The sequence below is a fragment of the Mesorhizobium sp. A556 genome (assembly GCF_054489545.1).
Map to the genome: position 1 here is coordinate 350,315 of NZ_JBTMXA010000003.1, position 22,230 is coordinate 372,544.

General features: G+C 63.6%; 25 protein-coding genes. 12 read left to right on the forward strand and 13 right to left on the reverse strand.

The features are described from left to right. The first annotated feature begins 347 nt into the window (after positions 1-347). Complete coding sequence (locus ACX3P0_RS10185; RefSeq protein ID WP_459088138.1) at positions 348-485, forward strand: hypothetical protein; 138 nt, start codon at positions 348-350, stop codon at positions 483-485. A 47-nt stretch (positions 486-532) separates the two neighbouring features. After that, positions 533-913 carry a DUF2794 domain-containing protein gene (locus ACX3P0_RS10190; protein WP_459078934.1) on the forward strand — a complete coding sequence of 127 codons (381 nt, stop codon included), beginning with the start codon at positions 533-535 and terminating at the stop codon, positions 911-913. On the opposite strand, the gene ACX3P0_RS10195 is transcribed toward ACX3P0_RS10190, so the two are convergent. The 6 genes from ACX3P0_RS10195 to hemC form a co-directional block, all read right to left on the reverse strand. Continuing rightward, positions 910-1,623 carry a glutamine amidotransferase gene (locus ACX3P0_RS10195; protein WP_459088140.1) on the reverse strand — a complete coding sequence of 238 codons (714 nt, stop codon included), beginning with the start codon at positions 1,621-1,623 and terminating at the stop codon, positions 910-912. The genes ACX3P0_RS10190 and ACX3P0_RS10195 overlap by 4 nt on opposite strands. A 132-nt stretch (positions 1,624-1,755) precedes the next feature. Further along, positions 1,756-2,238 (reverse strand): tellurite resistance TerB family protein, encoded by a 483-nt coding sequence (locus ACX3P0_RS10200; RefSeq protein WP_459088142.1) that lies wholly within the window; start codon positions 2,236-2,238, stop codon positions 1,756-1,758. A gap of 51 nt (positions 2,239-2,289) precedes the next feature. Further along, positions 2,290-3,891, reverse strand: coding sequence for a heme biosynthesis HemY N-terminal domain-containing protein (locus ACX3P0_RS10205; protein WP_459088144.1), 1,602 nt, complete (start codon positions 3,889-3,891; stop codon positions 2,290-2,292). 8 nt (positions 3,892-3,899) lie between these two features. Beyond that, entirely contained in the window at positions 3,900-5,273 is a 1,374-nt protein-coding gene (locus tag ACX3P0_RS10210) for a COG4223 family protein (protein WP_459088146.1), read from the reverse strand. Positions 5,274-5,379: 106 nt separating this feature from the next. After that, positions 5,380-6,093 (reverse strand): uroporphyrinogen-III synthase, encoded by a 714-nt coding sequence (locus ACX3P0_RS10215; RefSeq protein ID WP_459088148.1) that lies wholly within the window; start codon positions 6,091-6,093, stop codon positions 5,380-5,382. Next, positions 6,094-7,020 carry a hydroxymethylbilane synthase gene (gene hemC, locus ACX3P0_RS10220; RefSeq protein ID WP_459088150.1) on the reverse strand — a complete coding sequence of 309 codons (927 nt, stop codon included), beginning with the start codon at positions 7,018-7,020 and terminating at the stop codon, positions 6,094-6,096. A gap of 95 nt (positions 7,021-7,115) precedes the next feature. On the opposite strand from hemC, the gene tsaD reads away from it, so the two are divergent. From tsaD to ACX3P0_RS10245, 5 genes are read left to right on the forward strand one after another with little or no spacing between them, the layout of a single operon-like run. Then, the gene (tsaD, locus tag ACX3P0_RS10225) at positions 7,116-8,201 is read left to right on the forward strand and encodes a tRNA (adenosine(37)-N6)-threonylcarbamoyltransferase complex transferase subunit TsaD (protein WP_459088247.1); all 1,086 of its coding nucleotides are present in this window, start codon (positions 7,116-7,118) and stop codon (positions 8,199-8,201) included. Continuing rightward, on the forward strand, positions 8,198-9,193 hold the full coding sequence (locus ACX3P0_RS10230; RefSeq protein WP_459088152.1) for an NAD(P)H-dependent glycerol-3-phosphate dehydrogenase: 996 nt from the start codon (positions 8,198-8,200) through the stop codon (positions 9,191-9,193). Before tsaD ends, ACX3P0_RS10230 begins: the two co-directional genes overlap by 4 nt. A gap of 15 nt (positions 9,194-9,208) precedes the next feature. Next, positions 9,209-9,505, forward strand: a complete 297-nt coding sequence (locus ACX3P0_RS10235; protein ID WP_459088154.1) for a YciI-like protein — start codon at positions 9,209-9,211, stop codon at positions 9,503-9,505. 22 nt (positions 9,506-9,527) lie between these two features. After that, a complete protein-coding gene (locus ACX3P0_RS10240) occupies positions 9,528-9,962 on the forward strand; it encodes an EVE domain-containing protein (RefSeq protein ID WP_459078925.1) in 435 nt (144 codons plus the stop codon). Next, positions 9,908-10,615, forward strand: coding sequence for a class I SAM-dependent methyltransferase (locus ACX3P0_RS10245; RefSeq protein ID WP_459088156.1), 708 nt, complete (start codon positions 9,908-9,910; stop codon positions 10,613-10,615). Before ACX3P0_RS10240 ends, ACX3P0_RS10245 begins: the two co-directional genes overlap by 55 nt. On the opposite strand, the gene ACX3P0_RS10250 is transcribed toward ACX3P0_RS10245, so the two are convergent. Beyond that, on the reverse strand, positions 10,612-11,169 hold the full coding sequence (locus ACX3P0_RS10250; protein ID WP_459088249.1) for a L,D-transpeptidase family protein: 558 nt from the start codon (positions 11,167-11,169) through the stop codon (positions 10,612-10,614). The genes ACX3P0_RS10245 and ACX3P0_RS10250 overlap by 4 nt on opposite strands. Positions 11,170-11,291: 122 nt before the next feature. On the opposite strand from ACX3P0_RS10250, the gene ACX3P0_RS10255 reads away from it, so the two are divergent. Both ACX3P0_RS10255 and ACX3P0_RS10260 read left to right on the forward strand, forming a co-directional pair. Next, positions 11,292-11,975, forward strand: coding sequence for a response regulator transcription factor (locus ACX3P0_RS10255; protein WP_459078923.1), 684 nt, complete (start codon positions 11,292-11,294; stop codon positions 11,973-11,975). 141 nt (positions 11,976-12,116) lie between these two features. Next, positions 12,117-12,575 (forward strand): cyclic nucleotide-binding domain-containing protein, encoded by a 459-nt coding sequence (locus ACX3P0_RS10260; protein ID WP_459078922.1) that lies wholly within the window; start codon positions 12,117-12,119, stop codon positions 12,573-12,575. 57 nt (positions 12,576-12,632) lie between these two features. On the opposite strand, the gene ACX3P0_RS10265 is transcribed toward ACX3P0_RS10260, so the two are convergent. From ACX3P0_RS10265 to ACX3P0_RS10280, 4 genes are all read right to left on the reverse strand, one after another. Continuing rightward, complete coding sequence (locus ACX3P0_RS10265) at positions 12,633-13,439, reverse strand: exodeoxyribonuclease III (RefSeq protein ID WP_459088158.1); 807 nt, start codon at positions 13,437-13,439, stop codon at positions 12,633-12,635. A 154-nt stretch (positions 13,440-13,593) separates the two neighbouring features. Further along, complete coding sequence (locus ACX3P0_RS10270; RefSeq protein WP_459088160.1) at positions 13,594-14,268, reverse strand: outer membrane lipoprotein carrier protein LolA; 675 nt, start codon at positions 14,266-14,268, stop codon at positions 13,594-13,596. Between the two features lie 118 nt (positions 14,269-14,386). Next, positions 14,387-17,083 (reverse strand): DNA translocase FtsK, encoded by a 2,697-nt coding sequence (locus ACX3P0_RS10275; RefSeq protein ID WP_459088162.1) that lies wholly within the window; start codon positions 17,081-17,083, stop codon positions 14,387-14,389. A gap of 277 nt (positions 17,084-17,360) precedes the next feature. Next, entirely contained in the window at positions 17,361-18,098 is a 738-nt protein-coding gene (locus ACX3P0_RS10280; RefSeq protein ID WP_459088164.1) for an SDR family oxidoreductase, read from the reverse strand. Positions 18,099-18,192: 94 nt separating this feature from the next. On the opposite strand from ACX3P0_RS10280, the gene ACX3P0_RS10285 reads away from it, so the two are divergent. Then, entirely contained in the window at positions 18,193-18,783 is a 591-nt protein-coding gene (locus ACX3P0_RS10285) for a TetR/AcrR family transcriptional regulator (protein WP_459088166.1), read from the forward strand. 54 nt (positions 18,784-18,837) lie between these two features. Here ACX3P0_RS10285 and ACX3P0_RS10290 read toward each other — a convergent pair whose 3' ends face one another. After that, positions 18,838-19,812, reverse strand: a complete 975-nt coding sequence (locus ACX3P0_RS10290; protein WP_459088168.1) for an MBL fold metallo-hydrolase — start codon at positions 19,810-19,812, stop codon at positions 18,838-18,840. 118 nt (positions 19,813-19,930) lie between these two features. On the opposite strand from ACX3P0_RS10290, the gene ACX3P0_RS10295 reads away from it, so the two are divergent. Then, a complete protein-coding gene (locus tag ACX3P0_RS10295) occupies positions 19,931-20,854 on the forward strand; it encodes a LysR family transcriptional regulator (protein WP_459088170.1) in 924 nt (307 codons plus the stop codon). Positions 20,855-21,045: 191 nt separating this feature from the next. Here the strand turns inward: ACX3P0_RS10295 and ACX3P0_RS10300 are convergent, their stop codons facing one another. After that, complete coding sequence (locus ACX3P0_RS10300) at positions 21,046-21,507, reverse strand: MarR family winged helix-turn-helix transcriptional regulator (RefSeq protein ID WP_459088172.1); 462 nt, start codon at positions 21,505-21,507, stop codon at positions 21,046-21,048. A gap of 122 nt (positions 21,508-21,629) precedes the next feature. Between ACX3P0_RS10300 and ACX3P0_RS10305 the strand changes: the two genes are divergently transcribed. Next, positions 21,630-22,007, forward strand: a complete 378-nt coding sequence (locus tag ACX3P0_RS10305) for a nuclear transport factor 2 family protein (protein WP_459088174.1) — start codon at positions 21,630-21,632, stop codon at positions 22,005-22,007. Positions 22,008-22,230: the final 223 nt, after the last annotated feature.

Consider the following 22,230-nt stretch of genomic DNA (forward strand, 5'->3'; position numbering starts at 1 on the left):
AGATTCGCTTGCCGAGCTTTAGGTCTTTGTTTTCTCGCATGTCATTACCCGAAACCGGTTCCCACTTTCGGGAGACAAGCTCTAGAATAGCAGCAAACACGGCAAAGGCGAGGCGCTGACGGTAACGCGGGTCCCGAATATGAAAAGGCCGACGCCAGCTTGCTGCTGACACCGGCCTGTATTCTGGAATCGTCGCACCTCGCCTTTTTAACAAAGGCTGAGGTTGGTTCGATCCGACTCAGGCCCGTGGGCGGGGGGCTTGGGGTTTACGAGCAAGTGCCGGACCGAACCGTCTCAGGCAACGCAGCCAAGATTGACGGACAATGGGGCGGCAGGGCGGGTAAAAAATGGCTAAAAAAAGGCGGGAAATCACCAATTCCGACAGGGCGTTCGTCAAACGTGACTGGACTACGGCGCAGTACCTGTCGTCCGCCGGTTTTGGCGCGGGCTTGCAATTGGCGGGCGAAAGCGCAACCTTAGGCTAGACAACAGATATGCAAGGCTGGGGCCGTTTAGCCGTGAAAGGGTTGGCATGACCGATGGTGGCTCGGAGGATGGGGACGCATCGGGAATATTGATACCGCTTCATGAGGCCCGCCGCCAACGGCTCGATCTTCCGGTCGCGTTCGAACGGCGGGAACTGGAACAGATATTGAGGCTGTACGGCCGCATGGTTGCCGCCAATGAGTGGCGCGACTATGCCATCGATCATCTGAGCGACCGCGCCATATTCTCCGTGTTTCGCCGCACCAGCGAGGTGCCGCTTTTCCAGATCGTGAAAGACCCCCGGCTGGCGCGAAAGCAGGGCGCTTTCAGTGTTGTCGCCGCCGGCGGGCGCATCCTCAAGCGCGGCCACGAATTGACCCGGGTGCTTGGCGTGTTCGATCGGACTTTGAAGCTGGTCGACGCCTAGCGCGGTTCCAGCGTTCCGAACACCGTCTGCAGGAACTCGCCGAGCCAGCGCCTGAGATGCATGTCCCAGATCAGCCGGCCGCCAAGATGGTCGCGGCCGGGTTGCGCGCCCGGAAGCTCGAAGCGGTGCGCACCGTGCACCACCCAGCGGTGCATCATCATTTGGGTCAGTTCGGCGTGGAACTGAACGCCCCAGGCATTTTCGCCATAGCGGAAAGCCTGGTTGGGATAGGTTCCGCAGGTGGCCAGAAGGGTCGCGCCGCGCGGCAGCGAAAAGCCCTCGCGGTGGAACTGATAGACTTGGCTCGGCCACCGCATCAGCTTTTCGCCCTCCTCGGTTGCCTGGAGCGGATACCAGCCGATCTCGACCAGCCCGTCGCCATGGCTTTCGACCTTGCCGCCGAGATGGTTGACCAGCATCTGAGCGCCCAGGCAAATGCCGAGAAAGGGGCGGTTCTCCTTCAGCGGGACGGCGAGCCAATCGGTTTCGCGGCGGACGAATTCGTCGCTGTCATTGGCGCTCATCGGACCGCCGAACATGACCGTTCCGGCATGATCGTCCAGCGTTTCAGGCAGGGCGTCGCCCAGCGGCGGACGCCGAATATCGAGATCGAAGCCCGCTTCCAGAAGCATGTGGCCGACGCGGCCCGGACTGGAGTTTTCCTGATGCAGAACGATGAGGATTTTTGGCCGGCATGGCTGTGATGGCATTCCTGGAAAATCCTGACTGTCCACACCGCCTAAAGCACGTCGCGATCTTTCAGATTCGCTTGCCGAGCTTTAGGTCTTGTTTTCTCGCATGTCTTTATCCCGAAACCGGTGCCCACTCTCGGGAGACATGCTTTAATCGTCGCTGGAGACGCCGCCGGCCTGGGGCCATTCCGCGGCTGCCTTTTGCCGGGCGGCGATGCGGTCCTGCCGCTCCACGCCCAGCAATTCGGCAACCCGCCACACGACATTGTCTTCCAGTTCGTGCAGTTCGCCGTCCGCATAGACGATACTCCACATCAACCCGACAAAAGCCTTGCGGCCGTCGGCGTCGAGATGGCGCTTCAGCACGCTGGTGAAGGCATAGAGATCGACCGCCTCGCCGTCCGCCTTTTCACCGGCCTTGGCCAGTGCGTCGAGTTCCGCGCCCGTCACGCCGTAGCTTTGCGACAGCACCGCCTTGAATTTGGCCCACTCGACGTCCTGTCGGGCGCCATCGGCGTCCATGACATGATAAAGCAGGGCCGAAGCCGCGACACGCGGATCGTCCGCCTGCGCGGCGCCCCGGCCGGCGCCGCCCGGTAATTCCTTGAGAAAGGACAGTACGCGCTCGAACATCAAACTCCTCCGATTCACCACACACTGACTTAGCGCGGAAGCGGATCACGATCAAAACAAACGAAAGCGACCGGACGATTTCGCATCCGGCTCCTCGTCCTCCGGCTCGATGCCTGGGTCGTCGGGAAGGCGCATCGGTTCGGCCGGCTCAATCGCCTCTTCATCGATCGGCACGGCGGCCAGTTCGGCAGCCGTAACCGGTGCGATGGAATCGCCTGCAGTTGCCGGTTCCTTCTCCACCGGAGCAGCCTTCGGCAGGAGTACCGGGCGATCGGCCTCAACCACAACCGGCGACGCTGTCGGCGCGGCAAGCACGGGAGCATCGATCTCCGGCCGGTCTTCGTCGCTTTCGATCAGTTGGCCAAGCCGTTCCATCGGCGCGCGCCATTCGAACGCGTCGAGCCTGCCCGTGACCGGCGATACCGGTGCCCAGCACTCGGAAGCGACGCCGTCGGCAACCCATTCCGGATCGCGCGGCGCCCGCACCGCCTTGGACAGAAGTTGCCTGACCTTACCCTGGTCGCCCGTATCGGCCTCCTCGATGTCGGCCAACAACAGGTAAGCCCCCTCGCGAGGGTCGATGCGGATCGCCGTCTCGGCCTCGCGGCGCGCTGTCGCAAAGTCCTGCGCGTCGAGCGCAGCGCGCGCTACCGCCATCGAGGATTCGGCATTGTTCCGCTTCAGTTCCTGCAGTTTGCGCGCCCGGTTCAAGCGGTCGAGAACCGCATCGCCGGGCCGGGCATGCGTATAGAGTTCAGCGATCTCGGGATGCGGCTCGGCCTTCCATGCCGCCTCGAGGATTTTTGCGCCTTTGCGCACATCGTTGTGCCGAAACAGCGCGCGGGCGGCAGCGACTGCGGCCGGTGCGAAGCCGGGGCGCAGGCGGTTGGCTTCAAGCGCCGCCGCCCTCGCCGCATCGGGGTCGCTGTCGAACAAGGCTTGCGCCTTGGCGGTAAGCAGCACGGCGCGGCGGTTATTGGCCGATTCCGGCTCGATCTGCCGTGTCGATTTCTGCGCGTTGACCAGTTTGAGCGCGCCGTCCCAGTCGGCGCGCTGGGTCAGTTCTTCCAGCGTCGATTCGGCCGCCCAGGCCAGTTGCGGCGCCACCTGCGCCGCGCGCCCGGCATAGTGGCGGGCGGCATTGCGGTCGCCCAGCCTTTCGGCCTCGAGATAAAGTCCCCGCAGGCCAAGCAGGCGCATTTCCGGATCGTCGAGCATGGCCTCGAATTTCCCGCGCGCCGTCTCGTGGTCGCCTTCAAGCAGCGAAGCCTGCGCGTCGAGCAGGTGGATCAGCGGCTCCTGGTCGGAGCGGATCAGCTTGGCCGCCTCCTTCGCTTTCTTGCGCGCCAGCGCTGCGTCGCCCGCACCGGCAGCGATCATGCCCGTCGACAGCGCCTGATAGCCCCGGTCGCGGCGGCGCACGCGAAAATGCCGCGCAATAGTGTAGGGGCTGTTCCAGATCGACTTGAACAGCCACCAGAGGATCATCACCGCTGCCACGACAGCCACCACGGCCACCGCCGCCACCATCAGGCTGACCTGATACTGGTAGCCGTTGAACGTGACGACCATGTCGCCCGGCCGGTCCGCCAGCCAGGCAAAGCCGAGGCCCAGCGCGAAGACGATGGCGAGGAAAACGAGAATGCGGATCATCTGGGCCCTCACGCCTTCATGGCATTGGCGATCAGCGCGTCGATCTGCGCTTCGACATCAAGCCGCGCCTTGATCTTCGCGGCGAAATCCGCGCCGGCGGCCTTCACCGCATCGGGCAGCGTATCATATTCGGCAAGCGCCTTGGCGTAGTCCCCCTGGTTGACCGCCGCCTCCATTCGGGCGACCGTTTCGGGCACCCCGGCACCCGCTACCGCGCCGATCGGGCGCACCTTGACCAGCGATTCCGCGCTGGACATCAGGCTTTGGAAAAAGCCGCCATTCGGGTCGGGCGGGGTGGCAGCCGAAACCATCGTGGTCGCAGCCGCATCGACGCCGGCCGCGATTTCGGCGCGGGTCGCGACCCCCTTTTCGGCATAAGCGCGCAGCGCGGCAAGCTGCGGCGCATCCGGCGCGATGGCCGCGAAGGTTTCCAGTTCGGCCGCAAAAGGCGCGCCGCGATCCAGCGCCGCCTTCAGTGCCGAAGCCGCAATCGCCAGCGCGATCTTCGGCTGCGAGGCCTGCGCCTCGACCTTGGCCGACAGTTGCGTGACCGATTGCTCGAGCGCGCCGATTCTACCCTGCTGTTCGGAAGCAGCATTGCCCGCCGATTTGACCAGCGCATCCAGTTCCGTGATTTTGTCACTGAGCGGCTTGAGGTCGGACGACGCCATGGTTCCGGCCTGGCCGAGTGCGGCAACCGTCGTTTCCAGGGCCGCAATCTTGTCGCGCAATTCGGTGACGCCTGCCGTATCGCCGGTTTGCGATCCGGCGGAAGCCTTCAGCGCGGCGACATCCGTCTTGACCTGATCTAGCGCATCGGAAAGTCCCTTGACCCGCGCCATGGCGTCGCCGCCATTCTCCGAGTTCGATATGGCCGCGATCTGGGTTTTCAGCGCGGCGATGTCGCTGTTGACGCCTTCCAGGGAAGCCCCGGCGCCCGGCGCGCCGAGAAGGCCGGCATATTGCAAACCGCCGGCGCCGACGAGCGCGATGATCCCGCCGACGACGCCGGCAACGATGGCGTTCATGCTGCCCCGCCTGGGCTGGACCGGCTCGCCCGCCACGAAATCGGCCTTCGCAGCGGTATCGGTGTCGGCCGCCAGCTTGGCCGGCTGCGGCGTATCGTCGAAACCGTAATCGGCGCTGGCGCTCGCCCGGTCCGCCTGTTCGGCGGCCGCGATGCGTGCCGCCTCATCCTTTTCCCACGGCTCGAAATCGGCCGCTTCCGCCCGCATTCCCTCCTGGCCCGACGCCTCGTTCTCCGTTGCCTCAGGCGCTGCAGCCTGCTCTTCTCCGACCCGTGAGACGTCGCCCGGCTGAAGCTCGATGGTCACCGGCTCGCGGTGGGTTTTGGAATGTCGCGTCTTCGGCGTCTTGACCATGCTTGGCTCCGCTATTTCGCTTCGTCTTGACCGGCACCGGCTTCAGGAAAGGTCTACCACACCTCAACCGTGTGAAAAGGGCAGCGTGATGACGCGGGAGGACGCATCAGCCCCGCAACAGGTCGAACAGCGCCTCTTCGTTCGGCTCCCGGCTCACATGAATTCTTTCTCTCCCCAGCGGATCGAGAACCGCTGCAACGCGTCCCGACAGGCACAGGAAACTAGCGTCATCGAACAGTGGGGCAAGTTCTGGCGTCCGGGCGATCGCACGGATGGCCTGCGCTGCCTTGACCGAATAGAGCAGCACCGTGTCGACGGGGTGGCCATCAAGGGACGCTGCGATTTCCGCACTGTCGTAACCGATCGCCACCGTATCGTAGGTCTCGACCGGATGGACGCGAACGGATGCCGCACCCAGCCTTTGTTCGAAGGTGGAAAGCCTCACCCTGCCGCACAGATAGACGACGGCCATGCCGGACAGCGAAGCCGCCATATGGGCGGCCAGCGCCTCCGCGTCGCCCGGCCCTTCATGCACCGACAGAAAACCTGCCGCGCGCGCCGCTTCCGCGGTGCGTTTGCCGACGGCATGGCATGGCAAATGCGCCAGCGCCGCAATCAATTCCGCAGGCGCATGGCGCAAGGCGTTGGCGCTGGTTGCCGCAATGGCTACCGCGTCTTCCGGCAGACCGTCAATCGTGACAGGAAGCGGATGCGTCCGGGTCAGCGGCAGCAGGACCGGCTCAAAGCCCAGCGCCGCAAGCCTGGCTGCGGTGCGCGCGGCACCCGGTTCCGGCCTTGTCACCAGAACGCGGCGGCGCATTCAATACCATCCGTCAAAAAACTCTTCGCCGGCTTTCGCCCGCACGGCCGCACCGGCCTGCGCGCCGATCAGCGCGGCTTCCCGCGCCAGTCCCTCGGCCTCGATGGTGTGCGACTGCGTACCGTCGGGCGAAATGATCAAGCCGCTGAACGACAGCCTGTCCCCGTCGATCACCGCATAGCCGGCAATCGGCGTGCGGCAGGAGCCGTCGAGCGTGCCAAGGAAGGCGCGCTCGCAAGCCAGCGCCTGCCCTGTCGGGACATGATGGATCGCTGCCAGCATCTCGCCCACCGCGTCGTCGCCGATCCGGGTTTCGATGCCGATGGCGCCCTGCCCTGGCGCCGGCGGAAAATCGGCCAGCGGCATCAGGTCGGTGACGAGATGCTCCAGCCCCAGCCGCTTCAGCCCGGCCAATGCCAGGATGGTGCCTTCGGCCACGCCTTCGTCGAGTTTGCGTAACCGCGTCTGGACGTTGCCGCGAAACAGCACCACGTCGAGGTCGGGTCGCATGCGGCGGATCAGGGCCTGCCGGCGCAGCGAAGACGAGCCGACCTTGACGCCGCGCGGCAATTCCGCGATCGATTTCGCAGCCTTGCCGATAAAGGCGTCGCGGGCATCTTCGCGCGGCAGGAAGGCCGAAAGCTCCAGCCCGGCCGGCAATTGCGTCGGCATGTCCTTGGAAGAATGCACGGCAATATCGATGCGGCGGTCGAACAGCGCCTCTTCCAGTTCCTTGGTGAAAAGCCCCTTGCCGCCGGCCTCCGACAGCGCCCGGTTCTGGATGCGGTCGCCGCTGGTCGAGATCGGCACGATTTCGAACGCCGATTCCGGCAGCTGGTGCGCCGCCATCAGCCGCGCCTGCGTTTCCTGGGCCTGCGCCAGCGCCAGCAGGCTGCCCCTCGTTCCGATCCGTAATGGTGTTTGCATGACGCGCCGTCCGTGATAACCCCCGGCAGGCGGGGCTTGCGCACTCCTAGCGGGGATCGCGCGCATGCACAATCTTCGAGGGCAGCGACCAATTGATCCGCGTTCTGGGCATAGAGACGAGTTGCGACGAGACGGCGGCCAGCGTTGTCGCCCTGTCTGATGATTCCGAGCCCCGGATTTTGTCTAGCGTCGTGTTCAGCCAGATCGAGGAACATGCGGCCTTTGGCGGCGTGGTTCCCGAGATTGCCGCGCGCGCTCATGTCGAGGCGCTGGACGGCATCATTGAGGCAGCCCTTGCCGAGTCGGATACGGCGCTTGCCGAAATCGACGCCATCGCCGCGACCGCCGGTCCCGGCCTCGTCGGCGGGCTGATCGTCGGGCTGATGACGGCAAAGGCGATTGCGGCGGCGGCGGGGAAAAAACTGATCGCCATCAACCATCTGGAGGGCCATGCGCTGACCGCCCGCCTGACCGACGGCGTCGCCTTTCCCTATCTTTTGCTGCTGGTTTCCGGCGGCCATACGCAGATCGTCGCGGTGCGCGGGGTCGCAGACTACCAGCGCTGGGCCACCACCATCGACGACGCGCTGGGCGAAGCCTTCGACAAGACGGCCAAGATGCTCGGCCTGCCCTATCCGGGCGGTCCCAATGTGGAAAAGGCGGCAAGGCAGGGCGATGCCGGCCGTTTCGCCTTTCCGCGGCCGATGAAAGGCTCCGCACAGCCCGATTTTTCCTTTTCCGGCCTGAAAACCGCTGTGCGCCAGGCTGCAAGCGCCATCGCGCCGCTCAGCGAGCAGGACGTCGCCGACATCTGCGCCTCGTTCCAGGCGGCGGCCGCCGATGCGCTCAGTGACCGCGTCATCCGCGCCCTGAACCGGTTTCGCGAGACGTTTCCCGAGGAGAAGACCCCCACTCTGGTCGTGGCCGGCGGGGTTGCCGCCAACGGCACGATCAAATCGGCACTGGAAGCCCTGTGTGCGGATCATGGCTTTGCTTTTGTCGCGCCGCCGCTGAACCTGTGCTCCGACAATGCTGCGATGATCGCCTGGGCCGGCATCGAACGGCTGCGGGCCGGCAAGGTGGACGCCGATGCTTTCGATTTCGTGCCGCGGTCACGCTGGCCACTGGATAGCGTCTCGGAGCCGATAATCGGTTCGGGCCGGCGCGGGGCGAAAGCATGAAGGGCGGCGGCAACTGGCGCGTCTGCGTGCTTGGCGGCGGCGCATGGGGTACCGCGCTGGCGCTGGCGATGCTGCGCGCCGGCCACTCCGTCCGGCTGTGGGCGCGCGACGCAGAAAGCGTTGCCGCCATCAATCGCTGCGAGAACACGCGCTATCTGCCGGGCATCGCGCTCGATCCCGGTATCGAGGCCACCACCGACCTGGCGACAGCACTGGCCGGTGCCGATTGCGTGCTGGCCGTTACCCCGGCGCAGTCGTTGCGCGGCGTTCTGGCTACAGCGCAAGGTTTCATGCCGAAAAACATTCCGCTGGTGCTGTGCGCCAAGGGCATCGAGCGCGACACCGGCGCGCTGCTGTCGGCGATCGTCGGCGAGTTCCTGCCGAAAAACCCGATCGCGGCCCTTTCCGGCCCGAGCTTTGCAGCGGACGTGGCGAAAGGCCTGCCGACGGCGGTGGTGGTCGCGGCGCGTGACAATGCGCTCGCCGGTGACCTTGCCGCGCGCTTTTCGGCACGAAACCTTCGCTGCTATTCCAGCGACGATCTTGTCGGCGTCGAGATCGGCGGGGCGCTGAAGAACGTCTTCGCCATCGCCGCCGGCGCGGTGACGGGTGCGGGCCTCGGCGCCAGCGCGCAGGCCGCCATGGTGACGCGCGGTTTCGTCGAGTTACGCCGCATCGGCGCCGCCTTCGGCGCGAAGCCTGAAACGCTGATGGGCCTGTCGGGGCTGGGTGACCTCCTGCTCAGTTGCGCCTCGGTGCAATCGCGCAATTTCGCCTATGGGCTGGCGCTGGGGCGCGGCGAACAACTGGCCGGCCGGCCGCTGGCCGAAGGCGTGCCGACCGCCGCAATCGCCGTGCGCATTGCCGACGAGCGCGGCATCGACGCGCCGATCATCGCAGCGGTGGCCGCGATATTGGACGGAACGATTACCATCGGCGAAGCAGTATCCGCGTTGATGACGCGACCGCTGAAGACAGAAGCCGACGCTTAAACGAAAGGATACCACATGCTGTTTGCCCTGATCTGCACCGACAAGCCCGGAAAATTGCAGGTGCGCGCGGATACGCGGCCCGATCACCTGGCTTTCCTGCAAGGGTTGAACGATGAGAAAAAGCTGGCCTTCGCCGGCCCGTTCCTCGATGCCGACGGCAAGGCGAATGGCAGCATGGTCGTGCTCGAAGCACCCGACATGGAAGCGGCCGGCGCGCTTGCCGCCGCCGATCCCTACGCCAAGGCTGATTTGTTCGCGAGCGTCGAAATCCGCCAGTGGAACTGGGGCGTCAACAACCCGGCGAACGGCTGAGACGGAAGGCGGGGACAATAAAATGAATTACTGGCTGTTCAAATCCGAGCCATCCACCTTTTCCTTCGACGCTCTGAAGGCGACCGGCAAGACCGGCACGCAGTGGGACGGCGTGCGCAATTATCTGGCGCGCAACAACATGCGCGCCATGCAGATCGGCGATCTTGGTTTCTTCTACCATTCCAACGAGGGGCTTGAGGTGGTCGGCATCGCCGAGGTTTGCGCACTCGCCCATCACGACACGACGACCGAAGACCCGCGCTGGGAGTGCGTCGATATCCGCGCCGTGCGCGACGTTCCCCGGCCGGTGAAGCTGGCCGAGGTCAAGGCCAACCCGAAGCTGGAGAAGATGGCGCTGGTCACGTCGATGCGGCTTTCCGTGCAGCCGGTGCTACTGGGCGAATGGCAGGAAGTCTGCCGCATGGCCGGCCTCGATCCAGCAACCTTGATGCCTTGACGCGAATCTCGCCACTGGACGCCGAACGTTTCATTCTGGACAACACCACGCTTGCGTCGCCGCCGCATGTGCCGGAAATCCGCCTGCACCTGGCCGACGAAGCGCATGATCTATGGCAGCGCACGGAGGATGAACTGGCCGAGATCGGCCTGCCGCCGCCTTTCTGGGCTTTCGCCTGGGCAGGCGGGCAAGGGCTTGCGCGTTACATCCTCGACCACCCGGAAGCGATTCGGGACCGAAAAATTCTCGACTTCGCTTCGGGCTCCGGCCTTGTCGCGATAGCGGCGGCAAGGGCAGGCGCAACAAGCGTGATTGCCGCCGACATCGATCCGTTTTGCGCAACCGCGATTCGGCTGAACGCCGAAGCCAACGGCGTGGCGGTCGAATTCACGGACAGGGACCTGATCGGGATGGATGAAGGCTGGGGCGTGGTGCTGGCCGGCGACGTTTTTTACGACGCCGCCTTTGCCGGGCTGCTGCTGCCCTGGTTCAAAAACCTGTCGGCGCGCGGCGCGGAAATTCTCGTCGGTGACCCGGGCCGGGCCTATCTGCCGAAGACAGGGCTGGAAAATCTGGCGGTCTATGAAGTGCCGGTGACCCGCGCGCTGGAAGATGCCGACGTCAAGCGCACCACAGTATGGCGCTTTTCCTAACGAACCACCCGCACCACCGTCCGGTCCGACAAAAACGGCAGCAGCCGCGCCATAACCTGCGCCGTCACCGCCACACAGCCCTGCGTCGGCGTAAAGCCGGCCCGCGCCAAGTGAAAGAAGATCGCGCTGCCGCGTCCGCGCCGGCGGGGCGAAATGTTCCAGTCCAGCACCAGGCAGGCATCGTAGAGGCGGTCGTCGCGCTTCATGCGCTCATGGCTGGCGCCATAGGGGATTTTTACCGGGCGATTGTAGTTGCGGTCTTCCGGCACCTCGCACCAGCCGAGATCGGCGTCTATCGCCGTCATGGCCAGCCGGGTCCGCCGCCCGCCGGCAAACTGATCGTTGCGAAAATAGCCATGCAGTATCCGCATGGACGCCAGCGGCGTCGCCCCGTCTCCCTCGCGCTTGTTGGCCGAGATGCCGCCGCGCCCCAGCGCACAGGGAAATACCAGCCTGCCGGCCTGCAAAAACCCCTGGCTGGGATGGCCGGGCCGGGCGCGAACGGTGATGACGCGTAGGCCCGCCGGCAAAATTGCGCCGGCAGCATTGTTTATGCGTTTTTTCAGGTATGATCGTGCCACGGAACAAATCACTGTGATGGGCTGTTTTGTTCATCAAGTTCCGCATAAACGGGCAGCGGTCAATTGAAATTCATTGCAAAACAACGGATTGATTCATGACATCACGCACCATCCTGATCGTTGACGACGATGAAGACCTGCGCGCCACGCTTGTCGAGCAATTATCGCTCTACGAGGAATTCAGCGTGCTGCAGGAAGCGACCGCCGCCAAGGGCGTTGCCGCCGCACGCGCCGGGCTGATCGACCTGCTCATCATGGATGTCGGCCTGCCCGACATGGACGGTCGCGAAGCGGTGAAGATCCTGCGCAAGGGCGGCTACAAGGCGCCCATCATCATGCTGACCGGCCACGACACCGATTCCGACACCATCCTCGGGCTGGAGGCGGGCGCCAACGATTACGTGACCAAGCCGTTCCGCTTCGCCGTGCTTCTGGCCCGCATCCGCGCGCAACTGCGCCAGCATGAACAGAGTGAGGACGCCACCTTCGCGGTCGGGCCATACACGTTCAAGCCCAGCCAGAAACTCCTGATCGACCAGCGCGGCGCCAAGGTGCGGCTGACCGAAAAAGAAGCCTCCATCATCAAATACCTCTATCGCGCGGAACAGAAGGTGGTAACGCGCGACGTGCTTCTGGAGGAGGTGTGGGGCTATAATTCGGGCGTCACCACGCACACGCTGGAAACCCATGTCTATCGGCTGCGGCAAAAGATCGAGCGTGATCCTTCCAATGCCGAGATTCTTGTCACGGAAAGCGGCGGCTACAAGCTGGTTCCCTAAGCGGATAACCCGTATGTAACCATCATTGATTCATAATTCGTCCGATTTGCGGTTCGGGGCGGGGCCGCACGGAAAACGAGCATGATCCGGCTTCGGGACCATGGCACGGAAAGGGGAACGGCCTGACGGTTCGGGGACATAATGGCGCTGGATGACGACATCCGCATCCTCTCCGCCGTGGGGCTTTTCGAGGGCTTCACGCAGGAGCAACTGCGCCTGCTCGCCTTCGGGGCCGAAACCACGCATCTCGGCGCCGACAAGAAGCTTTACCGCGAGGACGACGTTGCCGATTCGGCCTATGTCATGGTCAGCGGTCGCATCGTCCTCTATCGCGAGGGCGGCGACCGCGAGCGGCTTGTGCTCGGCCATGTCGGGCCGGGCTCGATTTTGGGAGAACTGGCCCTGATCGCCGATACCAGGCGGCTGACCAGCGCCTCGGCGGAAATCGATTCGGAGGTGCTGCGCCTCAACCGCAGTATGTTCCGGCGCATCCTCGAAGAATACCCGGAGGTTGCGGTGCAGCTTCACCACCGGATAACCGCCGAATTGCAGGCGTTCCTGCAGAAGATCGAAAACCTGGCGCCACGCTTCGCGGGCTGAGGCGCAGTCCGCGCAGCGGACGAAAAGTCGGGAGCCGTAGCGGAAGACTTGTGCGGTTCATTCCAGGTCGAAACGGGCGATCACCGGCACATGATCGGAAGGGCGCTCCCAGCCGCGCGCAGCACTTAATATCTCGTAGCCATGGAACAGCGGGGTTAGGTTGGGCGACGACCAGACATGGTCGAGGCGACGGCCGCGATTGGAGGTCTCCCAATCCTGCGCCCGATAACTCCACCAGGTATAGAGCTTCTGGTCGAGCGGAATGTTGTGGCGCATCAGGTCGACCCAGCCGCCGCTTTCGCGCATGGCCTGGAAATTCGTCGTTTCGATCGGCGTATGGCTGACCACCTTGAGAAGCTGCTTGTGCGACCAGACATCGTGCTCCAGCGGCGCGATGTTGAGGTCGCCGACGAGGATCGAGCCGGACGCATCGTCGTGGTCGGCGCGGATAGCATTCATTTCGGCGACGAAATCAAGCTTGTGCCGAAATTTTCGGTTGATCTCGGGGTCCGGTTCGTCGCCGCCGGCCGGAACATAGAAATTGTGCACGGTAAGCGCCTTGCCGCCGGCCGCGACCCGGACCGAAATATGCCGGCTGTCCTCGATGCCGCAAAACCGGCGCTTCTCGACGATCTCGATCGGTCGCCGCGCCACCGTCGCCACGCCGTGATAGCCCTTCTGGCCATGGATGGCGATGTGCTCGTAGCCGAGCTTGCGAAAGGCGGCAGCCGGAAAAAGATCGTCCTGGCACTTGGTTTCCTGAAGGCACAAGACGTCCGGCGCATGCTCCATAAGCAGGCGCTCGACCAGCGGCATGCGCAGGCGAACGGAATTGATGTTCCAGGTGGCGATCGAAAAAGACATGCTGCAGGTCCGGCGGGAAAATCGCCCGGAACCTGCCAGCGTGGCTCGTCAAAGGCAAGCGGGGTGTAGCTGCGCGGCGCGGTGTGGCCGGCTTTCCACAACTACCGCAGTTCAAGCCTGGATTGACGGCTCTATCCGCCGCCTTCGGAGGAAATCAGCGCGGCGACTTCGACTTGGTGTTGAGTTCGCGATTCGCCGTGTAGTCGATCTTGAACGTATCGGGGGCGAAGCTGACCCCTTGCTTGGTGTTGAAGATCATCACGGTCGTGTCCTTGCCCTGCGCGTCGGTAATGGTCCACTGGCGCAGTTCGTAGGATTTCGGGTCGAACATCATGGTGATCTTCGAATTGCCGAACACGGATTTGTCAGCAAGCTGGATCGTCGTGAGATCGTCTTCTTCCTTGACGCTTGTCACCTTGTCGCCGGAGAGGTCGATCTTGTCGTCGAGCAGCAGCTTGAGCGGGGTCTTCGACAGCGGATAGAGATCGGACGTCTTCATCTTCTTGTTGAGAATGACGACGGACTGACCGTCCGATATGACCTGGAATTTCGACGAACCGTCATAGTTGAAACGGATCCGGCCCGGCCTTTCCAGATAGAACTTGCCGCCGGTCTGCTCGCCCTTCGGTCCGAACTGAACGAATTCGCCGGTCATCGTCTTCACCGAAGAAAAGTGATCGGCCACCTTCTGCGCGGCGACGGGAACCGCCGCCTGCGCCTGCGCCAGAAGACGAAAGCCGGGCACTGCGTTCATGGCGGCGGCACCTGCGAGGGCAAGGCCAAAGCCAACGAACTGGCGGCGCGTCGGGACAAAGGGAAAGTCGTTCATGCCTGTCGCTTTCGTCTGATTTCCACTCAAGGCGCGGGTGTGGCCCCCCAGTTGGGCTTTAGTTTGGCAAAATTGCCGGACCTGCCTAAACCCCGCCGTTCCGGCAAGGTTCCGTCCGTCAGAACTTGTCGTCTTCCGTCGGCACCAGGATTTCGCGCTTGCCGGCATGGTTGGCGGGGCCAACAATGCCTTCCTGCTCCATTTTCTCGATGATCGAGGCGGCGCGGTTATAGCCGATGCCCAGCCGGCGCTGGATGTAGCTGGTAGACGCCTTGCCGTCGCGCAGCACCACGGAGACCGCCTGGTCGTAAGGATCGTCGGAATCCTCGAAATTGCTGTTGCCGCCGCTTGAGCCGCCCTTGCCGGAGGACTCCTCTTCGTCGTCCTCGTCGCTCTCGGTGATGGCGTCGAGATATTCCGGCACGCCCTGCAATTTCAGGTGCGCCACGATCTTTTCCACCTCGTCGTCGGAAACGAAAGGCCCGTGCACGCGCTGGATGCGCCCGCCGCCGGCCATGTAGAGCATGTCGCCCATGCCGAGCAGTTGCTCGGCGCCCTGCTCGCCCAGAATGGTGCGGCTGTCGATCTTCGACGTTACCTGGAAGGAGATGCGGGTCGGGAAGTTCGCCTTGATCGTGCCGGTGATGACGTCGACCGACGGCCGCTGCGTCGCCATGATGACATGGATGCCGGCCGCGCGCGCCATCTGCGCCAGGCGCTGCACCGCGCCTTCGATGTCCTTGCCCGCGACCATCATCAGGTCGGCCATCTCGTCGATGATGACGACGATATAGGGGATCGGTTCGAGATCGAGCGCTTCCGTCTCATAGATCGCTTCGCCGGTCTGCCGGTCGAAGCCGGTCTGCACGGTGCGCGTGATCTTTTCGCCCTTCTTGTCGGCCTGGGCGACACGCGCGTTGAAGCCGTCGATGTTGCGCACGCCGACCTTGGACATCTTGCGATAACGGTCTTCCATCTCGCGCACGGTCCATTTGAGCGCGACGACGGCCTTCTTCGGATCGGTCACGACAGGGGTCAGAAGATGCGGAATGCCGTCATAGACGGAAAGCTCGAGCATCTTCGGGTCGATCATGATGAGGCGGCACTGCTGCGGCGTCATCTTGTAGAGCAGCGACAGGATCATCGTATTGATGGCCACCGACTTGCCTGAACCGGTGGTGCCAGCGACCAGAACGTGCGGCATCTTGGCGATATCGACGATGACCGCCTCACCATTGATGGTCTTGCCCAGCGCCAGAGCGAGCTTGGCCTTGGTCTGCTCGAAGTCGCGGCTGGCCATGATCTCGCGCAGGTACACCGTCTCGCGCTTGGCGTTGGGCAGTTCGATACCGATGGCGTTGCGGCCCGGCACGACTGCGACGCGGCAGGCAATGGCGCTCATCGAACGGGCGATATCGTCGGACAGGCCGATGACGCGCGACGACTTGATGCCGGGCGCGGGCTCCAACTCGTACATCGTGACCACCGGGCCGGGGCGGACGTGGATGATCTCGCCCTTGACGCCGAAATCCTCCAGCACGCCTTCGAGCAGGCGGGCGTTCTGTTCCAGCGCTTCATTCGACAGGCTGGCATCGCGCACCACGCTCGGCGGCTGCAGCAGGAAATGCAGCGACGGCATCTCGAAATGATCGGCGCCGATCAGCGAGGTCTGGGCCTCGCGCTGGGCGCGGCTTCCCTCGACCGGCCGCGCCACCGGCGCATCGATCTTCGCACCGGCAGGCGAGCGGAAGGCCTGCACATTGGCATTAGGAGCACCGGGGGCATTAGGGGCACCGGAGGCAGCGCGGCTCCGCACAGGCGGCTCCGGCGCAAAGTCCATGGCGTCGCCATGCGCGAAATTGTCCTCATCGAAGATGTCGGCGTCGTCGGGGTGGACCGACGCTCCGCGCTCGCTGACCATGGCGGCGAAAAACTCCGGCTCGACGCGTGCCCTGCCGCGCGAACTCATCCGTGCTTCAGCGATCTCCGCCACCTCGACCCGTTCGGCGGCACGCCGCCATGCGCTTTCGCGCGGGGCATCGTCGAAGCCGAGATCGTCGTGCTCGCGTTTGCGGGCCGCGCGGCGGCGGAAATAGGCACGCGCCGACAGCCACCAATGGGTGATCGCGCCCAGCGCCAGCATGCCCTCGCCGCCGTCGTCCTCTTCGTTCTCGAACATGGCCTGTTCGGCGTCGACCTGCTCGGGCACGACCGGCTCCTTGACGGCAAAGCCGTTCTTGCGGGCAATCAAGGCCGACCCGTATGCAAAAAGCCACAGCGCCGGCGCGACGAACAGCACGGCAAGCACACTGGCGATCATGCCCGTCGGGTAGCCGCCGACGAAGATGCCTGGAATTTTCAGCACCATGTCGCCGAACACGCCGCCAAGGCCGGTCGGCAGCGGCCAGGTTTTTGGCGGCACCACGCAGCCAGCGATCGCCGCCGCCAAAAGGGCAAAGCCGAGCCATGCCAGGCCCCGCTTCGGCAGTCTGTCGACGCCGCGCGCGGAAAACAAAAGGAAGCCCCACACCACCGCCGGCACCAGCGCCGCCACCGCCGACAGGCCGAAGAACTGCATGGCCAGATCGGAAAAGACTGCGCCCGGATAGCCCATCGCATTGGTGACGCTATTGTCGGTCGCATGCGAAAAACTCGGATCGGCGACATTCCATGTGGCAAGGCTGGCGACGCCGAAAACCACGACGCCAAACAGCGCTGCGCCGGCAAGACGCCCGACCTGACGCCGCGCGAACGCGTGGATGCCGTGTCCGATCGTATCGGTGAACACAAGCTGTGCTGAAGCCCCTGAGCGCATGCGGCCTTCCCCGTCTGTCATAGCCTGCACGAGACGCGGCGCGCCCGGCAGATTCAAGGGTCAGACTATCGGCTTGAAGGTTAAGGCTGCTTTAACCATGAGCGTTTTTGTCCGCCCTGAACACGCAGACTTCCATCCGAAGCGCTACGGGATCAATCCATCAGGCCAGGAAACGCGCTAGTCGGGCTAGGAGAGCACAGTCCGGCTGCTTTTTCGTGCGGCCAAAAGTGCATAATCGGGCTTGGACTCTGCCGTCAGCACGCTCTTCAGGCTGCGCTCAGGCTGCGCCGCCGTTGACGAAGACCGTCTGGCCGTTGATCCAGCCGCCATTGCTGCTTGCGAGCATCGAGACGACGTTGGCGATGTCTTCCGGCTCGCCCAGCCGCTCCAGTGGAGAGAGTTTGGCAATGTTCTGGATCAATTCCGGCGATTTGCCGCTGAGGAACAGTTCGGTGGCCGTAGGTCCCGGGGCAATTGCGTTGACGGTGATGCCGCGCCCGCGAAGCTCCTTGGCGAGGATCAGGGTCAGCATCTCGACGGCCGCCTTGGTGGCGGCATAGGCTCCGTAGGCTGGCAAGGCGAGCCGGGTCACGCTGGTCGAGGTGTTGATGATCTTCGCGCCTTTTTCCAGGCGCCGCGCGGCTTCCCGCAGCGTGTTGAAGGTGCCCTTGAGGTTGATCGCCACCATCGCGTCGAAGCTCGCATCGTCCATCTCGGCAATCGGCGCGAGGTTCATGATCCCGGCATTGTTGACCAGCAAGGTAACCTTGCCGAGCCGCGCTTCGGTTTCGTCGAACAGGGCGGCAACCTCTTCCGGCTTCGAGACGTCGGCCTTGATGGCGACCGCCCTGCCTCCGGCGGATGCTATTTGTGAAACGACTTCTTCGGCCGCTTTGGCCTTTGCCGCATAGTTCACGGTCACGGCAAAACCGTCACCGGCAAGCCTCCTGGCAATGGCGCCGCCGATCCCGCGCGAGGCTCCGGTCACGATGGCAACGGGTGATGTGGACAACATGAATGGCTTTCCCTTTTATATTACGGATCGTTTCGTAAATTAATATTGGTCGACTGTCAATTGTCATTACGTATCGTTTCGCTATTGTCATCTCATGAACAGCAAATCGCGCCCCGTCGGGCGGCCCCCCAGCAAGGCCGCGACCGCCCATGACGACATCCTGTCCGCCGTCCATGCTCTCCTGCAGACGATGTCGGTGCGGGATCTTACGATCGAGCGCATCGCCAAACAGGCCGGCGTCGGCAAGCCGACACTCTACAAATGGTGGCCGTCCAAGGCCGACATCGTGCTGTGCATGTTGCAGGAGCGCGTTGTTCCGGCGCTTGACCCGCCCGAAGGGCTGTCGCTGGAGGAGTCGATCCGGATCAAGGCGCGAAGGCTGGTCGATGCGTTCAACGGCTTCTTCGGGGCGGTGATCGCCGGGCTGATCGCCGAGGGCCAGCACGATCCGGAATTGCTGCAAAAGCTGAACGAGGAATACATCCTGCCCCGCCGCGCCGGCACCGTAGCGGACATCCGCCGCGCGCAGGGCGAAGGAACATTTCCGCCGGAGATTGACCCCGAAATCGTGGTTGATGCCGTCTTCGGCAGCATCTACTTTCACAGGATCACGAAAGTGCACCCGTTGACGCACGAATACGCAGACGCGCTCGTCGACAATTTGCTCGCGCTGACACGGCGCTAGGAGCTGCGATGCCCCGGCCGTCATCCGACCGGGGCAAGTGCCGCGCACCTGGCGTCAGTGCGAGGTCGAATAATTCACCGGCACCCAGCCATAGGCGTCGCCTTGCTTGCGAACGTGGCCGAGGCCCGGAAACGGCAGATGCGCGCCGGCGACGAGATATTTACGGTCGGCGGCGTCGGCGAATAGCTTGGCGCGTTCGCCCGCAGCTTCGCCGCTATCGCTATCGAACTGGATGGTGACCTGCGGGTGGGCGAATTGTATCGCGGCCACATGCACCACATCGCCCCAGATCATCAGGCTCTGGCCCTCGCTTTCCACCAGATAGCCGGTGTGTCCCGCCGTGTGACCGGGCAGTGCAATGGAACGCAGGCCGGGCAGGAATTCGGTCGGGCCGTCGAAGGTTTCAAGGCGCTTGGTCTCGACATAGGGTTGAAACGAAGCGATGGCGCCCTGGAAAAACCCTTTCGCGGCCTCTGGTGCCGCGTCGAGGTTCGCCTGGCTCAGCCAGTAATCGGCGTCGGCCTTGGCCGCATGGACAACCGCGTTGGGAAACACAGCCTTGCCGCCTGCCGCCAGGCCGCCGACATGATCGGGGTGCATATGGGTGACGAGGATTTCATCGACCTGATCGGGCCGGTAGCCGGATGCCTCGATATTGCTGAGCAGCTTGCCCAGGGTCGGGCCGAATAGCGTTCCGGCACCCGTGTCCACCAGCACCAGCTTGCTGCCGGTGTTGATCAGATAGGCGTTGTCGGACGTCTCTAACGGCGAGGCCTCGAAGTCGGCCGCCAGTTCGGCATCGACCGCTTGCGGCGTCGTATTGGTCAGCAGTTGGTCGACTGGCAGATCGACCGTCCCATCGGAAATCGCCGTGACTTCGAAAGCGCCGACCATTGTGCGGTAATAGCCCGGCGCCGAAGCCTTCTGCATCGGGGCTGCCGCATGGGCGGCGGTCGTCGCCATGGCGGCCAGGCCGAAGCTGGCCATCACCAGCGCCGACAGGGTTAGTCTCGTGGATGTGCTGTTCATCTGTATCTCCTTCAACCGCCGGATCGCGGTTTGTACGAGCCTATATCTACATTTGCGGTAATTTGAACAATCAGCTAGGCTGCAACTACATTTTGCGATATTCGCAAAAGGAAAGAACATGCTTGAAACCGTTTCTACCTTTGTGGCGGTGGCGACTGCCGGCAGCTTTTCCAGTGTAGCCAAAGCGCAGGGCGTCGCGGTTTCCTCGATCACGCGGCGGGTGGAGCTTCTGGAGGCCGACCTGCAGGCCAAACTGTTCATCCGCAGTTCTCGCAGGCTGACGCTGACCGATGCGGGGCAGAATTTTCTGCCGCGCGCCCGCAACCTTCTCGCCGAACTGGCCGAAGCACGCGACGGCCTGTCGGCCCTTGACGCCGCGCCGCGCGGCTTGCTCACCATCACCGCCCCGACGATGTTCGGGCGTCAGCACGTGGCGCCGGCGATCGTGAGTTTCCTGGCCGACTATCCGCATCTGGAAATAGAGCTGCATTCAGACGACGCGATCGTCGACCTGTCGGAGCGCCGCGTCGACGTGGCCATCAGAATGGGATTGTTGCCCGATAGCGACCTTGTCGCGACCCACCTCGCCCCGGTGCGCCGACTGGTCTGCGCCAGCCCGGACTATCTGAAGAAAGCCGGCACGCCAAAGGTTCCGATGGACCTCTTGGAGCGCAACTGCCTGACGGTGGCGTCGAACCGCACCCCATCCGGCTGGTGGAGCTTCGCCGGGGTCAACCGCGACCAGGCGCTGCCGGTTCACGGCAATATGCGTTCGGACGATACCGGAGCGCTCATCCACGCGGCGCTGGCAGGCGTCGGGATCGTGCACCTGGCAAGCTGGCTGGTCAGCGACTTGATCGTAGCCGGCAGCCTGGTGGAAGTGCTCCCCGATACAAGGCAGCCATCGGCGCGGTCGACATCGATTCACGCCATTCGCATGCCAGGTCGGTCCCATACCGCAAAGGTCAGGCTGTTCGTTGCCCATTTACGCAAGACCTTCGGCACACCGCCCTACTGGGACAGTGCTATCGGGCTGAATTGAGCGCGCCGGATGCTGAAGCGTCAGCGCTTACACTGCCACACCCGGTGCTGGCGAAATCCGCAACGACGTGGCGCCCTATGATCTGCTGCACGCGATCGGCAATGGTTTCCGGAGACGACGGGGCCGCCCACACCCGGCGCATGGTCATGCTGCTGCTCCACGGGCTGCGCTACGGGGCCAGTTCGCAAAAATCATGAACCGCGCGAAGGATTTTCGGCGCTAGCGATTTGATCGAGATTGCCGATCAGCCGTTTAAGCAGAGCAACAAGCAGTGCCGCTTCCGCAGGCGTGAATCCGGCCATCGCCTCGCGGTTCCCCTGAAACAAGGTCGTTATCGCCTCGGGCATGCGCTCCTGCGCGGCCCTCGTCAGCACGATGCGGCTGCTGCGGCCGTCCGCCGGGTCGCGTGTCCGCTCGATCAAACCATCCCGCTCCATGCGAGCCAGCATCTGTGCCATCGGCGGTTGCTCGACCTTGGCGAACCGGGCGAGGTCGCGCTGCGTGCTGGCCTTGCCGTTCTGGAGCGCGATCAGGACCGGCAACTGGCCAACGCCGAACCCGAGCGGCTTAAGCCGCTGCTCGCTAAGGCGTGCGAAACCCCGCGCCGCCAGGCTAATGAGATGCCCCGGCGTGGAAAGCACGTTTTCAGCCATTTTACCCCCGGTTCACCAAGCTTGACTCAAATAGATACGTACATATATATCTCCGATGAACGCTTGGCAATGACGGATCGAGGCCGTCGGCGGTCCCTTCAACCAGTCTTGAGGAAATGACCATGTCAAAAGACGACGTACGCGTTATCAGGGGCCTCTATGACCGTTTCAACGCCAGGGACATCGACGGCGTGCTTGCCGCACTTGCCGACGATGTCGTGTGGGCCAACGCAATGGAGGGCGGTCACGTTCATGGCCACGAGGCTGTGCGCGCCTATTGGACACGCCAATGGGCTGTCGTCAGCCCCCATGTCGAGCCGATAGCGTTTCAACAAACACCGGATGGCACCGTGTCTGTCGAGGTGATCCAGTCGGTATTCGACCTCGATGGTCAGCCGTTGGTCGGTCAGACGCACGGGCTGAAAGACAAGACAGTGACCCACATTTTCCGGATGGCCGGCGATAAGGTCACGCGCTTCGATGTTCCAGAAGATCATTGAGCATCGCGTCCGAACAAGGCGGGAATGACCCTTGACGCTCCGGCCGTCCATGCTTGCCGCCGTCGGACCGGCCTTCTTGCGCTTCCATTTAGCCGTTGCAACAAAAGCTGGCATGGTGCTACCGGTGGCGCTCGACGAGAGCATCCCACATGTACTGCGGTAGGTCTCACATCTCTCTTGCGTCAAATTTTGATGAGGCTCTGGTACATCCGTCTTGTGCGCC